We start from the raw sequence: 15465 nt of genomic DNA, 5'->3' as shown, positions 1-15465 counted from the left end.
CTCAAGGGCTCAGTGCGTAGCGGGCGCGCACCCGCTTGCCCACGGGCACGCGTTCCGCGGTGACCTCCGAGGCCAGGGCGTACACGATCTCCAGACCGTGCCGTCCGACGCGTTCGGGGTCCTTGGGATAGGGGCGGGGAAGGGCGGAGCTGCTGTCGTAGACGCACACCGTGACCGAGCTGGCGGTGCCTTCGAGTTCCAGGATGTACGGGCCGTTGCTGTGCCGCTCGGCATTGGTGACCAGTTCACTCACGACCAGGAGCAGGTCGCCGTCGGCACGGCGGTCCGCGGTGGCGCACCACTCGGTGCGCAGCTGCTCCAGGAACTGGGAGGCGAACGCGCGCGCCTCGGCGATGCAGCCGGGTTCGCCGGTGAAGTGAGCCGCGCGTCGCAGGGGTTCCACGGGTACGTCGAAACCAGTCGGTATCACTGCTCCGCCCAGGTGCTTGGTCATGCTGTCTCTCTCGAAAGCCCGTCCGGCCGGTCGTCTGTTGCACCAGTCCACGTACCCCGAGCCGGGCCCGGCAGTCCCCCGAGGCGTTCGCCGACCGCGCACAGTGGCGATGGTCACGCTGCCCCGAGGCCACGGCCCCTCACGCCGGGGGCGGCCCCTGCGACTCCTGCTGGGTGGGCGCGACCGACGACTCGCCGGGCGTGGTGGGGGTCGCCGGGCCGGGCGCGGACTGCTCCGAGGACGGCGGCGCGGAGGTGGCCGGCTGCTGCTGCGACGACTGCTGGGGCGAGGTCGCCGACGGCTGCTCGGGGGAGCTCTCAGTCGACTTCTCGCTCGACGGTGAGCCTGCGGACGGTGACGTCGGTCCGGCGGAAGAGGTCTCGGTCGACGCCGACTGCGACTCCGGCGACGTGGACTCCGGCGACGTGGACTCCGGCGACTTCGATTCCGGCGACTCCGGCGGCGAGGACGAGGGCTTCGACTCCGAAGTCGAGGGCGACGAAGGCGAGGACGACGAAGGCGAGGACGACGAGGACGAACTCGACGACGACGGAGACGAGGGCGAGGACGAGGACGAGGAAGGCGAGGCGGACGACGAGGACGAACTCGGCGAGGACGAGGTCGACGTGGACGTCGACGGGCTCGGCTTGCCCGACGTGGAGCGGCAGGGCAACGGCGTGGCGCCAGGCGTCCCGGTCGCACCCGGCGGCGGGCACGGCGGCGGGTTCCACGGGTGGGGGAACTCGGGCGGCCTGGCGTGCTGGTCGCGCCGGCCGTAGTAGTCACCGCGGTGGCGGTGGATCCAGTCGTCGTGGTGGGAGTCGTAGAGCACGAAGACGTTGATGATCGTCGGTGCGGGAGTCACCACGACGACGTTCGAGGGCCGGTACGCCGACCAGGGGGCGCCCACGAGTTTCGGCGTGGCCTTCTGGGCGACCGCCGGGTTCAGCGGGTTGCCGCAGGCGCAGCGCACGCGGGGTACGCCGTGGCTGTCGACCAGCACGGCGGTGCCCGCCTGGAGGACCGACTGGTAGCTGGTGGCGGCGCCGTTGCGATAGCCGTGGTTGGTGACGCGGGTGTCGACGCGCAGCTGGACCGGGGTCAGCGAGCGCAGGTAGGCGGGCACGCCGGACGGCTGGACGCCGACCACGGAGGCGAAGGCCTTCTCCTTGCCCGGGTCGCCCTGGAAGAACCTGATCTGCTTGTCGACGTCACAGGCGGCAGTGCTCTGGGTACCGCCGTACAGGCCGGGCGCCCCGCCTTCCACGCCCTGTACCGCGTTGGCCGTGCCGGTGGCCGGAGCGGAGGCGGAGGGCGGGGGTGGGACCGAGCTCTGCTGGGCGGTCGACTCCGTGAACGGGTCCTGGCCGCTGCTGCTCGCGGACTGCAGGAAGACCTCGCCGGATCCGCCGCCACTCGGACGGGTGAAGACCACCGCGAGAACCACGGCCGCGACCACAGCCGCGGAGAGGGCTGCCACGCGAGGAACGGACCTCCACCACGGCCCGTGCGGTCCCTTGGGGCCGCCGCCCGGTGGTTGGCCGGGTGGTGGTCCGGAAGGAGGACGGGAGGAGCCCGACAGCGGGCCGGAGGGCGGCCCGGTCGGGCGGCCGGAAGACGGAGGTTCGGCGCTCACGAGCACTTCTTCCCGTCGCGATCGCCGCATCACGCGGCGGAATGCGCGGCTTTTCTCGGTCAATTCCCGTTTGGTGCATTTGGCTGCACATTGATCCCATTGTGTGTCCTACTGCGGTGGGGCTCGCAAGCCGACGCGGACGGCCCACTCGGCGGGCGCGGTGCCGGGCGGCTGCTTAGCGTGTCAACCGTGAGCGCTCCCACCGCCCCCGCGCGGCCCTCCGCCCGCCACGGCTGGGCTCAGGCCGTGGCCGCCGTACTGACCGGGCTGGCCGTCATGGTGCTGGTGGCGGCGCTCGGACTGTGGGCGGCCGGCGCGGCGGACCTGCCGGACGGCGCGTTCCCGAGGGTGGTGGCGGCGGCCCTGGTCACGGCGGTCGGCGGCAGCGTGGAGCTCTCCGGCAACGCGGGTGCGCTGGCGCAGACGCATGCCGGGCTCACGGTGATCCCGCTGTCGGTCACCCTCGCCGGTGCCCTGGTGATCGGCGCGGGTTTCCTGCGCCCGCTACGACACCGGGCGGTCGCCTCGGCCGGAGAGCTGGCCGGCTGGGCCGCCCAGATAGCGGTGCTGTGGCTGCTCGCGCTGATCGGGCTGGCCCTCGCCGCCCGGCAGACCTTCGCCGTGGACGTGGGCAGCGGCACCCTCAGCGATCTGACCGGACTGTTCGACGCGGCGCCGAGGGTCGGGTTCACCACGGACCTGCCGCTGACGGTGCTGTTCGGCCTGCTGTGGCTGGCCGGAGTGCTGGTGCTGGCGCTGCTGGTCGCGCGCGGGGCGCCCCTGCCGGGGCGGTTGCTGCGACTCCAGGAGTCGGTGCGCCCCGCTGCGCACGCGATGGTGGAGCTGCTGCTCGCCTATGTCGTCATCGGCCTGGTGACTGCGCTGCTCACGGCGGCCGCCCGAGGGCACGTCGCCACCACGTTCTCGCTGATCCTGCTCGGCCTGCCCAACCTCATGTGGCTGGCCCTCACGCTCGGTCTCGGGGCGACCTGGAACGGCCGCGTGTCCGGCCCGTTCGGGCTGCCGATGCCGCACATCCTGGACAAGATCCTGCGCACCTCCGACGCCTCCGCGCTGAATCTGCGCTCTCTGACCGACTACGACGGCCGGATGTGGTGGCTGGCGCTCATGGCCGCGCTGCTGCTGCTCGCCGTCGCCTTCCGGATGGCGGTCCGCTCCCCGGCCCGGATCCGCCTGTGGCAGCACGCCGCGCGTCTGGCCGTGGCGTTGGCGTTGACGATGCTGATGATCTGCCTGACGGGCCGGATCTCGGCACACTACGGGCTCTCCCTGCTCGGCATCGGCGACCTGGGCGGCGGGCTGTCCGGGGAGCTGTTCCTCAAGCCCCGGCTGTGGCAGGCGGTGGGCCTGGGCGTGCTGTGGGGACTGGTCGCCGGATTCCTGGGCGGTCTGCTGGCCCGGCCGGTGCAGCGGCGCGGTGCGGTGAGCGGGCCCGCGGACTGAGCGGACCCGGGGACGTGAGCGGGCCGTGGACAGTCAGCAGTCCTTACGACGGGAACACCGGGCCGGCCCAGTGCGGAGGACTCGGGGCCTCGGTCACCGCGTGATCCGTCTCCGTGTCGGCCTCCGTCTCCGTGTCGGCCTCCGTCACCGGGCGGACCGGGGCTGGGCCGGGGGCGGGCGCCATGGCGGCGCGCAGGGCGGCGACGAAGGCGAGGCAGGTGGTGTGGCGGGCGTCCGGGGACTTGGCGAGGGCCTGGGCGAAGACCGGGTCCACGGCCGGGGGAAGGTCGGGGCGGACCTCGCTCGGCAGGGGCGGGTCGTCGTACTGGTGGGCCCAGAGCAGGGCCATGTCGTCCTCGCGCTGGAACGGGGGCCGGCCGACGAGGCTCTCGTAGACGACGCAGGCCAGGCCGTAGACGTCACAGCGGCCGTCGACCGGGCGGCCGGAGATCTGCTCGGGGGCCACGTAGTCGAGGGTGCCGACGAACTGGCCGACGCTGGTGAAGCCGGTCAGGGACAGCGACTTCTTGGTGAGCCCGAAGTCGGTGAGGTACACGTGCTCGGGGTGGTCGCTGTCGATGCCCTCGGCGATCAGGATGTTGCCCGGCTTGACGTCCCGGTGGACCAGTCCGTGCTCGTGGGCTGCGTCGAGGGCGGAGGCCACCTGTGCGGCGATCCGCACGACGTGCGGCAGCGGCAGCGGTCCGCGCAGATCGAGGAGGCGGCGCAGGTCGCTGCCGGGGACGTACCGCATGGCGATGTAGAGCACGCCGTCGGTCTCACCGGCCTCGAAGACCGGCACGATGTGCGGGTGGTCGATCGCGGCGGCCACCTGGGACTCATGGGTGAAGCGTTTGCGGAAGGTGTCGTTGCGGGCGAGTTCGGGGGCGAGCAGCTTGAGGGCGACCGTGCGGTCCAGGCGCAGGTCGCGGGCGCGGAAGACTACGGCCATGCCGCCGCGCCCGATCTCGCTCTCGACCAGGTAGTTCGCGACCTTCCGGCCGATGAGTTCCGAGGGCCGGCCGGAGAACAGGCTGGTCTGGCGTGCCATCAGCGCTCACCTTCGGGCGCGACCATCCGGGTCGGGGCGTGGCCGGTGTCCTCCTCGCCGGTGACCTCCCGGTCGGTGGCGTAGGTGGTCAGCCGCCGTCCGTCGCCGTAGACCCAGCGGCCCTCCTCGGGGTCGTACAGCCACATGGCCTCCCCGTCGACGACGATCCCGAGCCTGAGGCCGCGGGTGCGGTCCTCGAAGTCCTCGCCGTCCAGGGTGCCGGCCGCCAGGTCCTCCACCGCGGACCGGTAGTCGGCCAGGGCTTGTCCAGCGCGAGTCAGCAGGGGCAGCGGATCGGCGGTGCCGCCGGTGCCCTCGGTGGCGGCCGGGTCCTCCGGTACGGCGACCAGCCGGCGGCCGTCGACCCAGGCGCCCCAGCCGTTGGAGCAGCGGATGTACGCCCAGTCGCCGCGCCGCTCGACCAGCTCGACCGGCAGCAGCGGGTCGAGGGGCACGGTGGGCCGGGCCGGGTCGGGGGCCTCCCAGGCGGGCAGGCCGCGCCGCGGCACGACGTGCGTGGGCTGGAATCCGGGACTGGGCGCTTTGCTCATCGTGCCGCCTACTTCCGCATCACGGCGGGCTCGTGCCGGCGCAGCAGCCGGGCGACCGCGAACCCGTCGAGGACGCAGAGCACCACCAGCATGCCCAGGTCGAGCAGCCAGACGCCCGCCGAGTGCCGGAAGAGCGGGTCGGCGGTCAGCTCGCCGGGCACGATCCGCGGCAGCCCGACCGTGCCGGCCATGGCGCCGAGCGCCCAGCGGGAGGGCACGAGCCAGGACAGCTGCTCGAGCCCCGGCACGCCATGGAGTTTGAGCAGCGCCCCGCAGAACACGACCTGGACGATGGCGAGCAGCACCAGCAGCGGCATCGTCACCTCCTCCTTGCGCACCAGCGCGGAGACCAGCAGGCCGAGCATCATCGCGGTGAACGCCAGCAGGGCGACGGCCAGGGTGATCCCGGCGAGCGGCGGCAGCAGGACGCCACTGCCGCCGGGGGCATTGAGATCGACCCCGAGCAGGGCGACCAGGGTGAGGACGACGGCCTGGACGACGCTGACGGTGCCGAGCACCACGATCTTGGACATCAGATAGGCCGACCGGGGCAGGCCCACGGCGCGTTCGCGCCGGTAGACCACGCGCTCCTTGACGAGTTCGCGCACCGCGTTCGCGGCGCCGGTCAGCACGGCGCCGACGCACAGGATGAGCAGCGCGTTCATCGCGGTGTCCGGGGTGAGCCTGCCGCCGGCCAGGGCGCGGGCCATGGCGCCCATGACGAACGGCAGGGCGATCATGACGACCAGGAAGGTGCGGTCGGCCGCGAGGACGGCCGTGTAGCGGCGGACCAGGGTGCCGAGTTGGGCAGCCCAGCGGCGCGGGCGGGGCGGCGGTGCCGGGGTGACGGGGGCCGGGCCCGGGTGGTGGGGCTGGGTGCTGGCCTCGGCGACGTAGTGCCGGTGGAAGGGGGACTCGCGGTACTCCCTCGCCCAGTCCCGGTCCGGGTCGCGCTCGAAGGCCTCGAAAGCCTCCGGCCACTGCTCGAAGCCGAGGAAGGCGAGGGCGTCGCCGGGCGGCCCGTAGTAGGCGACCGTACCGCCGGGGGCCAGCACGAGGAGGCGGTCGCAGACACTCAGGCTGAGCACGCTGTGGGTGACGACGACGACCGTGTGGCCGTCGTCGGCGAGACCGCGCAGCATGTTCATCACCGAGCGGTCCATGCCGGGGTCGAGGCCCGAGGTCGGCTCGTCCAGGAAGAGCAGCGAGGGCTTCGTCAGCAGTTCCAGGGCCACGCTGACCCGCTTGCGCTGCCCGCCGGAGAGGGTGTGCACGGGCTGGTCGGCGCGCCGTGCGAGGCCGAGCTCCGCGATGACCTCGTCCACCCGGGCGCGCCGCTCGGCCCCGGCGGTGTCCTCGGGGAAGCGCAGTTCGGCGGCGTAGGAGAGGGCGGCGCGCACGGTGAGTTGCGGGTGCAGGATGTCGTCCTGGGGGACCAGGCCGATGCGCTGGCGCAGCTCGGCGTAGTCGCGGTAGAGGTCGCGGCCGTCGTACAGGACGGTGCCGCGGTCGGCGGGTCGTTGTCCCGTCAGGGCGTTCAGCAGCGTGGACTTCCCGGCGCCGCTCGGTCCGACCACCGCGAGCAGGCATTTCTGCCCCACCGGGAAGGACACGTGGTCGAGGAGCACCTTGCCGTCGCGGTCGACGACGACGGTGAGGTCCTGGACGTCGAGGGAGACCACGCCGGTGTCGACGTACTCCTGGAGTTCGTCGCCGACCAGGCAGAACGCGGAGTGGCCGATGCCCACGATGTCGCCGGGGCCCACGGGTGCGCGGGTGACGGGCCGGCCGTTGAGGTAGGTGCCGTTGTGGCTGCCCAGGTCGACGATCTCGTACGTGCCGTCGCGGTGGGCGCGAAGTTCGGCGTGGCGGCGGGAGACGATCAGGTCGTCCACCACGAGGTCGCTGTCGGCCGCCCGGCCGATGCGGACCGTGCGCGGGGGCAGTGGGCGGACGCTGCTGGGCCGGCGGTAGGTCCCGGTCAGCAGGGGCAGCGAGACCGCGGAGGGTCGGTCGGGGGCGGGCCGCGGGGCGCCGGCGAGGACCGCGCGGGGGCCGTCGGTGGGGTTGCCGAAGCGGATCACGCTGCCGGGGCACACGCCCCACCGGTCGACCCTGTGGCCGTCGGCGTAGGTGCCGTTGGTGCTGTGCTGGTCGGTCAGGATCCAGAGATCGTGGTCGCAGCGCAGCACGGCGTGGTGCCACGAGACCCGGGCATCGTCGAGGACGATGTCGCTCAACGGGTCGCGTCCGACGTGGTAGTCCTGGCCCGGGCTCATCACCGTGGAGCCCATGTCGGTCTCCAGGACGAGTTCGGGGGCCGTCGGGGCGACCGGCCGCTCCGCCATGGGCAAAATTGTACCGATTCGCTCACATGTGCGCCCGGCACCGGGGGGACTTCATCCCGATCGACCGAGGGGGCATCCCCCGGATCGGACGAGGCGGTGCCGCGACGGGTCGACACGTGTCAGGCGACGGGCACGACGAGCGCCGGCAGGGTGCGCTGCATGCGCAGCGCGTCGACGGACTCGGCGAGCAGTTCGTACTCGGTGGTGTCGTCGCTGGCCGCGATCCGCACCAGGTGCCCGCCCGACAGCTCGTCGGCCACCCGCTCCTGGCGGACGTCGTCGGCACACCAGGCGCGCAGCAGGGCGGGCACGTCGGCCACCGTCTCCCCGACCGGCACCAGCGCGCCCGCCGGGAAGGCGGGGTCCTCGGGGCTGGGGTCGAGGCGCTCGGCGATCCAGGACGCCCGGTCCCGCAGCCACCACAGGGCGAGGGCCAGCGTGGGCGCGCGATAGGTACCAAGTGGTACGCCGATGCGCCGACCGTCGCACATGCCGTACGCCGTGACATGGCACAGGAATTCGTCGTGCACGCCTCACTCCCCCGTCGCCTCTTCAGGTGTGCCGGCCTGGGCCGTGCGGCTCCTGTGCGGTGAAGTGCCCCTGGCGTTCGAGTATCGCCACTGCCGAAACACTGTCACCACGACTTTCCGGCCAGTCTGTTGGCATATTCCCCGTCCGTTTCTGACCGGAATACACCGGAGCGGGCGGGTCCTTCGGCATTACCAGGCAGGTAATCGACCCGCCCCGCAGCCCTCCGGCATGGTGGTCACACCGGATCGGCGAAGCCCAGGATCCGGCTCCGACCAGCAGTTACGACCTCGATGGAGGCTGATTCACCATGTCCGTGAACACCGACCGTTACGAGAGCGCCGCCGCCCGTTACTTCGAGGCCTGGAACGCCACCGAGCCGGAGGCGCTGAAGAAAGCGGTCGCCGCCGCGTGGACCTCGGACGGCGGCTATACCGACCCGCTCACCGACGTCCGCGGCCACGAGGGCATCGCGGCCGTGATCACGGCGGCCCACGAGCAGTTCCCCGGGTTCGTCTTCCGCCCGCTCGGCGCGGTGGACGGGCACCACGACACCGCGCGCTTCGCCTGGGAGCTGGTGAGCGAGGCTGGGGGTACTTCCTCCGGGGAAGGTTCGGCGCCGGTGGCCGGGTTCGACGTCGTCACGCTGGACGAGGAGGGCCGTATCCGGCAGGTGCTGGGCTTTCTGGACCGAGTGCCGGCGAATGCCTGACACCGCCTGGCCGGCGATGAGTTCCGCCGCGCGTGGCGGTCTGTCCCGGCGAACGGTTCCCTGGCGAACAGATCCCTGACGGACGATTCGCCGACAGACGCGCCGAGCACGGAGGAACACCATGGAGACGAGCCGGCCGGTGGACGCGGAGTTCACCGCGGTCCTGGAGAAGAGTCAGCAGAGCGGCGGCTGGACCTATGTGGTCTGGCCGCGCTCGGCCGAGTTCTTCGGCACCCGCGGCCTGGTCAAGGTCCGCGGCACCATCGACGGGCACCCGTTCCGGAGTTCGTTCATGGCCCTGGGCGACGGCAGGCACAAGCTGCCCGTGAAGGCCGGCATCCGCAGGGCGATCGGCAAGCGGGAGGGCGACACGGTGACCGTACGCCTTCGGGAACGGCTCAGCTGACGACCGTCTCCCGGTAGCGCCGGGGTGCGACGCCGACGATGCGTTTGAAAGCGTTGCTGAAGGCGCTCTCGGAGCTGTAGCCGACCGAGCGGGCCAGCACTGCCACCGGGACGGAGTCCTGCCGGAGCGCACGGGCGGCCAGGCTCATGCGCCAGTTCTGCAGATAGGTCAGCGGCGGCACACCCGCGGCCTCCCGGAAGCGGACGGCGAAGGTGGTCCGGGACATCGCGGTGGCCCGGGCCAGTTCCGCCAGCCGCCAGGGGTGGGCCGGGTCGGCGTGCATCAGGCGCAGCGCCGGCGCCAGCCGCTCGTCCGCCAGGGCCCGCAGCCAGCCGGGCGGCAGCGCGTCGGCCTCGCCGAGGCAGGACCGCAGCACCTGGACGAACATCAACTGGGCGAGATGGTCCGAGGCGAAGGCGGCACCGGCCCGGCCGCCGGCCATCTCCTGCATCAGCTGCGCGGTGAGCCGGCGCAGCTCCGGCGCCTCGGCCGCGCCGGAGCGTACATGGATCAGCTCGGGCAGGGCCCTGCGCAGCAGTTCGCCGCTGTCGCGGCTGAGGTCGATGTGCCCGGAGACGCACACCACGTCCTCTCCCCCGCCGAGCGCTCCCATACGGGTGCGCGGGTCCACGGCGACCTGAGCCGGTTCGACCGGCTCCAGTCCCGGCTCGCTGCACAGTACGTACGGCCGCCGCCCGTCGGAGACGACGATGTCGCCCTCGGCCAGGGCGACCGGCTCGGCGGCGCACTCGGCGACCAGCAGACAGGCGCCCCGCGCCACGACGTTCACCTTCAGCCTGTCGCGCCCGCGCAGGCGGATCGCCCAGCGCCCGCCGGCCGTGAAGCCGCCGGAGAACACCCCACGCGCGTCCGCGACGGCGAGGGCGTCGGAGAGGGGATCGGAGCGAGGATCGGAGCGGGGATCGGTGAGGGGATCCGACAGGGGCTCGGTGGACATGTTCGAACTATCACGCAAGTAGAGCGCACTCTCAAGCATTCATCGTTCGAGAGGGCGGTCCTACGGTGGTCCCATGGCTCACAGCGAGGAGACACCCACCATGACCACCCCACAGCAGCCCCTGCGCTCCGGCTTCGGTGCCGCGTCCACCGCGGCGGACGTGATCGAGGGCATCGACCTGACCGGGAAGGTCGCGATCGTCACCGGCGGCTATTCGGGCATCGGTCTGGAGACGAGCCGCGTCCTGCGCGCGGCGGGCGCCGAGGTCGTCGTACCGGCCCGTGATCCGGAGCGGGCCCGCGCCGCGCTGAAAGAGGTGGACGGCGTCGAGGTCGAGACGATGGACCTCATCGACCCGGCGTCCGTCGACGCCTTCGCAAGGACGTTCCTGGCCTCCGGGCGTCCGCTGCACATCCTGGTGAACAGCGCCGGGATCATGGCGAATCCGCTGCGGCGGGATGCGCGCGGCCACGAGGCGCAGTTCGCCACGAACCACCTCGGGCACTTCCGGCTCGTGGCACGACTGTGGCCGGCGCTGGTGGCGGCCCGCGGGGCACGCGTGGTCTCGGTGTCCTCGCGGGGCATCCGCTTCTCGCCGGTCGTCTTCGAGGATCTGGACTTCGAGCACCGCGCCTACGAGCCGTTCCTCGCCTACGGCCAGTCGAAGACGGCCAACGCGCTGTTCGCCGTGGAGCTGGACCGGCGGGGCCGGGCGGCGGGCGTGCGGGCCTTCTCGGTGCACCCCGGCCAGATCGTCGACACCGGTCTCGCCAAGCACCTCAGCACCCAGGCCCTGCGGGCGGCCGGTGCCGTCGACGCGGAGGGCCGCCCGGTCCGCGACCCCGCCCGGCAGCAGAAGACCGCCGAACAGGGCGCGGCGACCAGCGTGTGGTGCGCCACCAGCCCGCAGCTCGACGGATCGGGCGGGGTCTACTGCGAGAACTGCGACATCAGTCCCCTGGTGACCGCCGAGAACGAGGCCGAGTGGCGGGCGGAACCGGGGCTGCCCGGCGTGCTGCCGTACGCCGTCGACCCGGAGGCGGCGGCCCGCCTCTGGGAGGTCAGCGAGCGCCTCACCGCATGACGATCGCGCCGGCCCGCGCACATTCCTCGGCGTGGGAATACGGGAAGGCTCCGGCCTCCTGCCCCGTCTCGCCCACACTGGTGGCATGCACCTGCGTATCGAGGGCCACACCCTGCCTGGCCGCCACTGCGGGCCCGGCCCCGGTTTCCACGGGGTCAGCGGCATCGAGGTCGCTGTCCAGCGCAAGGACCGGCCCACCGAGCTGCTCGATCCACAGCCCGGCGACGCCCCGACGGTGACGTGGACGCTCACCTGCGCGTTCACCGCTGACGGCGCGCTGCGCGGCCCCTATGTGCAGAACCGGCTCGGCGGACGCTTCGTCTACCTCTCCTGGGTCGGCAGGCAGCCGCAGGAGGAGGCGTCCCGGATGTTCCGGCGCGCCAAGCTGATGCTCGCCGACGTTCCGCCGGAGGTACTCGCCGAGGCACGGCGGCGCGGCGCGCTGGCGGGCCGGCTCGCCCTCACCGACGCCAAGGGCCATCCGCTGTGCGGGCGGGTGGTACCCCCGACGATCGTCTGGAGCGCGGGCGAACCGTCGGACCCGTGAGCCACCGGGTTCACACAGGCCAGGCCGGCCGATCCCGGTGCCGGCACCCGGCGGATTGATCACCTGCGGCCATGGCTCGCCTACCGTTGCCCGCCTACGGCCTACGGCCTGACGATCGCGTCGATCCGGGCCAGTTCCCCGGCGTCGAAGTCCAGGTTGCGGATGGTGCCGACGCTGTCCTCGACCTGCTGCGGGCTGCTCGCGCCGACCAGCGCGGAGGTGACCCGGCCGCCGCGCAGCACCCAGGCCAGGGCCAGCTGGGCCAGGGTCTGGCCGCGGGACTTGGCGATCTCGTCCAGGGCGCGCAGCCGGCCGACCAGGTCCTCGGTGACGGCGTCCGAGTCGAGGAAGGGGCTGTCGCTCGCGGCCCGGGAGTCCTCGGGGATGCCGTCGAGGTAGCGACCGGTGAGCAGGCCCTGCTCCAGCGGGGAGTAGACGATGGAGCCGACCTGGAGTGCGTCCAGGGCGTCGAGCAGCCCCTCGTCCTCGGGGCGCCGGTCGAGCATCGAGTAGCGCGGCTGGTGGATGAGGAGCGGGGTGCCGAGGTCGGCGAGGATCCGGGCGGCCTCTCGGGTCTGCTCCGCCGAGTAGTTGGAGACGCCGACGTAGAGCGCCTTGCCCTGCTGCACCGCGCTGTGCAGGGCGCCCATCGTCTCCTCCAGCGGAGTGTCCGGGTCGGGGCGGTGCGAGTAGAAGATGTCGACGTGGTCCAGGCCCATCCTCGTGAGGCTCTGGTCGAGCGAGGACAGCAGGTACTTGCGCGAGCCCCATTCGCCGTACGGGCCGGGCCACATGAGGTAGCCGGCCTTGGTGGAGATGATCAGCTCGTCCCGGTACGGCCCGAAGTCGGCCTTGAGGGCCTCGCCGAGCGCGGACTCGGCGGCGCCGGGCGGCGGGCCGTAGTTGTTGGCGAGGTCGAAGTGGGTGACGCCCAGGTCGAAGGCGCGGCGCAGGATGGCCCGCTGGGTCTCGACGGGCCGGTCCGGGCCGAAGTTGTGCCACAGGCCGAGGGACAGCGCGGGGAGCTTCAGTCCGCTGCGCCCGGTGCGCCGGTAGGGCATGTCGGCGTAACGGTCGGGGTGTGCGGTGTACAACGCGACTCCAGAGGGGTTGGCACAGGTGAGTCCGGTTCCGGGGAACTGGTCTCCACTCTGTCGCGGCCTGCGAGCAGCGGTCCAACAGAAGAATCCGATGGAATTCAGCGGCTAGGCTGCTCAATCATGGAACTGCGCCATCTCCAGCACTTCGTCGCCGTCGCCGAGGACCAGCACTTCACCCGGGCCGCAGAACGTCTGATGGTGTCCCAGTCCGGGCTGTCGGCGTCGATCAGGGCGCTGGAGCGGGAGCTGCGGGCGCCGTTGTTCGTGCGGACCACCCGCCGGGTGACGCTCACCGAGGCGGGGCGGGCGCTGCTGGTGGAGGCCGAGCGGATCCTGGCGCAGGTGCGCTCGGCACACGAGGCGGTGGCTGCGGTGCAGGGCGTACTGCGCGGCACACTGGCACTCGGTACGGAGCAGTGCATCGCCGGGGTGCATGTGGCGCGGATGCTGGCCGCGTTCCGGGGCCGGCACCCGGACGTGGAGATCCGGCTGCGGCAGGCCGGTTCGGGCGCGCTGGCCGAGGAGGTCGGGGCCGGCCGGCTCGACCTCGCCTTCGCCTATCGCACCCAGGCGGACACCGACCAGCTGCGTTCGGTGTCGCTGACGAGCGAACCGATGACCGTGCTGTGCCACCCCGGGCACCGGCTGGCCGCGGCCGGCGCGGTGCTGACCCCCCAGGACCTGGCCGGTGAGGTCTTCGTGGACTTCCATCCGGACTGGGGGCCGCGCCGCACCACGGACGCCGCGTTCGCCGCGGCCGGTGTCCGGCGCACGGTCGCGCTGGAGGTCAACGACGTGCACAGCCTGCTGGATCTGGTGGACGAGAACCTGGGGGTCGCGGTCGTACCCCGGCACTTCCGGCACAAGCGGCCCTCGCTCACGGCGCTGCCGCTGAAGGGCACGGGCGAGGCGGAGTACGAGACCGTGGCCCTGCTGCCGCCGGACCGGGCCACCAGTCCCGCCGCCCGGGCGCTGGTCACCCTCCTGGAAACTGGAGGTGGGGCAGGGGACCTGGCACCACCCCAGGACGGGCCCCAGACCTCCTGACTCCGGCCGCCCGCCGCCGCAGACTCAAGACCGTCAGGCAGGGCGACGACGGCCGGGAGGACAGACCATGGCGGAACACACACGGCGGACCGTGCTGCGGGGGACGGCCGGACTCGCGGCGGCAGGCGCACTCACCGGCCTGGACAACGACCCGGCGGCGGCCCACCCCACAGCCAAGCCGGCGAAGGATCACTTTCCGTTTCTGGAAGGAGCGTTCGCACCCGTCACCGAGGAACTCACCGCGTTCGACCTGCCGGTGACCGGCCGTATCCCGCGCGAGCTGAACGGCCGCTTCCTGCGCAACGGCCCGAACGTGCTCGGTCTGGAGGACCCCCGGGCCCATCACTGGATGCTCGGCGAGGGCATGGTGCACGGGGTCCGGCTGTGCGACGGCAAGGCCGAGTGGTACCGCAACCGCTGGGTGCGCTCCTCACAGGTCGCGAAGAAACGGGGCGAACCGTACCCGGGTCCGGTCCCGCCGGACGACTTCCCGTGCAACACCCATGTGATCCCCCACCGGGGGCGGATCCTCGCGCTGCAGGAGAGCGGCCCGCTGCCGTACGAACTCGACGGCGAGCTGGGCACGGTGGGCACGTACGACTTCAAGGGCACCCTGGAAGGCGCGTTCACCGCGCACACCAAGTTCGACGTACACGCCGGCGAGCTGCACGCGATCGCCTACTACCCCGCATGGGACCACATCCGGCACATGGTGGTGGATCCCTCGGGGCGCGTCACCCGCACCACCCGGATCCCGATGCCGGACGCACCGATGGTGCACGACTTCGCGCTCACCGAGCGGCACATCGTCGTCATCGACGTCCCGATCACCTTCGACCCCGCCGCGGCCGAGCGCGGCGAACCGGTGCCGTACGTCTGGAACCGCGAACACCCCACGCGCGTGGGCGTCATGCGGCGTACCGGCGGCCCCGTGCGCTGGTTCGAGATCGACCCCGTCTTCTACTCGCACACACTCAACGCCTACGACGAGGGCGGCCGCGTGGTGGTCGACATGACGACCTACCCGGCACCGTTCTACGTCGCCGGGCATGGCTCGGACGGCCCGTACGCGGCGGGGACCACGAAGCTGGAGCGGTGGACGATCGACCTGCGCCAAGGGCGGGTACGGCAGCGGGTGCTGGACGACCGGCCGCAGGAATTCCCGCGCGTGAACGAGTCGTTGGTGTCGCGGCGGCACCGTTACGGCTATACCGCGGCGGCCGCCGCGCTGACGGCCGCCTATCTGACGCCGGACGGCGGCAACCCGCCCGACGCCGCCTTCTCCAACGCGCTCGTCAAGCACGACCTGCTGCGCGGCGCCACCGAGGTGCACCGGCTGCCTAGGGGCGCGGCGGCGGGCGAGGCGGTGTTCGTAGCGCGGGACGCGGCCGGCCACCGGGCCGTAGCCGAGGACGACGGGTATGCGCTCGCATACGTCCACAACCCGGACCGCGGCGCGGCCGACCTGGTGATCCTCGCGGCGCAGGACTTCACCGGGGAGCCGGTGGCACGCGTCCATCTGCCCGGGCGGGTGCCGCTCGGTTTCCACGGCAGTTGGATTCCGGACGCGTGAACGCCC

14 protein-coding genes and 1 pseudogene are annotated in these 15465 nt (G+C 72.4%); 7 read left to right on the top strand and 8 right to left on the bottom strand.

Annotated elements, in window-relative coordinates; translation table 11 throughout:
* Position 1 precedes the first annotated feature (1 nt).
* Entirely contained in the window at positions 2-454 is a 453-nt protein-coding gene (locus AV521_RS06075; RefSeq protein ID WP_076084490.1) for an ATP-binding protein, read from the bottom strand.
* A 331-nt stretch (positions 455-785) separates the two neighbouring features.
* Positions 786-2090 (bottom strand): annotated as a pseudogene (locus AV521_RS46410) (DUF6777 domain-containing protein); the annotation flags it as partial.
* A gap of 189 nt (positions 2091-2279) precedes the next feature.
* Between AV521_RS46410 and AV521_RS06060 the strand changes: the two are divergent.
* Entirely contained in the window at positions 2280-3554 is a 1275-nt protein-coding gene (locus tag AV521_RS06060) for a streptophobe family protein (RefSeq protein ID WP_076084482.1), read from the top strand.
* Positions 3555-3597: 43 nt separating this feature from the next.
* On the opposite strand, the gene AV521_RS06055 is transcribed toward AV521_RS06060, so the two are convergent.
* The 4 genes from AV521_RS06055 to AV521_RS06040 all read right to left on the bottom strand — a co-directional run bounded on the left by AV521_RS06055 (position 3598) and on the right by AV521_RS06040 (position 8034).
* Positions 3598-4605: a serine/threonine-protein kinase gene (locus tag AV521_RS06055; RefSeq protein WP_076084480.1), complete on the bottom strand. Its 1008-nt coding sequence runs from the start codon at positions 4603-4605 to the stop codon at positions 3598-3600.
* On the bottom strand, positions 4605-5156 hold the full coding sequence (locus AV521_RS06050; RefSeq protein ID WP_076084478.1) for a hypothetical protein: 552 nt from the start codon (positions 5154-5156) through the stop codon (positions 4605-4607). Before AV521_RS06050 ends, AV521_RS06055 begins: the two co-directional genes overlap by 1 nt.
* Positions 5157-5164: 8 nt before the next feature.
* Positions 5165-7504, bottom strand: coding sequence for an FHA domain-containing protein (locus AV521_RS06045; protein ID WP_076084476.1), 2340 nt, complete (start codon positions 7502-7504; stop codon positions 5165-5167).
* A gap of 119 nt (positions 7505-7623) precedes the next feature.
* Positions 7624-8034 carry a hypothetical protein gene (locus AV521_RS06040; RefSeq protein ID WP_076084474.1) on the bottom strand — a complete coding sequence of 137 codons (411 nt, stop codon included), beginning with the start codon at positions 8032-8034 and terminating at the stop codon, positions 7624-7626.
* 308 nt (positions 8035-8342) lie between these two features.
* Between AV521_RS06040 and AV521_RS06035 the strand changes: the two genes are divergently transcribed.
* Together AV521_RS06035 and AV521_RS06030 are read left to right on the top strand one after the other, a co-directional pair.
* Positions 8343-8744: a nuclear transport factor 2 family protein gene (locus tag AV521_RS06035; RefSeq protein WP_076084472.1), complete on the top strand. Its 402-nt coding sequence runs from the start codon at positions 8343-8345 to the stop codon at positions 8742-8744.
* A gap of 121 nt (positions 8745-8865) precedes the next feature.
* Positions 8866-9150: a DUF1905 domain-containing protein gene (locus tag AV521_RS06030; protein ID WP_076084470.1), complete on the top strand. Its 285-nt coding sequence runs from the start codon at positions 8866-8868 to the stop codon at positions 9148-9150.
* Here the strand turns inward: AV521_RS06030 and AV521_RS06025 are convergent.
* A complete protein-coding gene (locus AV521_RS06025) occupies positions 9143-10108 on the bottom strand; it encodes an AraC family transcriptional regulator (protein WP_076084468.1) in 966 nt (321 codons plus the stop codon). The genes AV521_RS06030 and AV521_RS06025 overlap by 8 nt on opposite strands.
* 73 nt (positions 10109-10181) lie before the next feature.
* Here AV521_RS06025 and AV521_RS06020 point away from each other — a divergent pair, with 73 nt between their 5' ends.
* On the top strand, positions 10182-11192 hold the full coding sequence (locus tag AV521_RS06020; protein WP_256725447.1) for an oxidoreductase: 1011 nt from the start codon (positions 10182-10184) through the stop codon (positions 11190-11192).
* 85 nt (positions 11193-11277) lie between these two features.
* Positions 11278-11739: a DUF5990 family protein gene (locus tag AV521_RS06015; RefSeq protein WP_076084464.1), complete on the top strand. Its 462-nt coding sequence runs from the start codon at positions 11278-11280 to the stop codon at positions 11737-11739.
* Between the two features lie 101 nt (positions 11740-11840).
* Here the strand turns inward: AV521_RS06015 and mgrA are convergent, their stop codons facing one another.
* Positions 11841-12833, bottom strand: coding sequence for an L-glyceraldehyde 3-phosphate reductase (gene mgrA / locus AV521_RS06010; RefSeq protein WP_076084462.1), 993 nt, complete (start codon positions 12831-12833; stop codon positions 11841-11843).
* Positions 12834-12959: 126 nt separating this feature from the next.
* Here mgrA and AV521_RS06005 point away from each other — a divergent pair, with 126 nt between their 5' ends.
* Positions 12960-13886, top strand: a complete 927-nt coding sequence (locus AV521_RS06005) for a LysR substrate-binding domain-containing protein (protein WP_076084459.1) — start codon at positions 12960-12962, stop codon at positions 13884-13886.
* 67 nt (positions 13887-13953) lie between these two features.
* Positions 13954-15459, top strand: coding sequence for a carotenoid oxygenase family protein (locus tag AV521_RS06000; RefSeq protein WP_076084456.1), 1506 nt, complete (start codon positions 13954-13956; stop codon positions 15457-15459).
* Positions 15460-15465: the final 6 nt, after the last annotated feature.

It is taken from the genome of Streptomyces sp. IMTB 2501, from assembly GCF_001953885.1.
GTDB lineage: Bacteria > Actinomycetota > Actinomycetes > Streptomycetales > Streptomycetaceae > Streptomyces.
The sequence above is the reverse complement of the archived record's forward strand: the minus strand, read 5'-3'. Positions and strand labels throughout refer to the sequence as shown.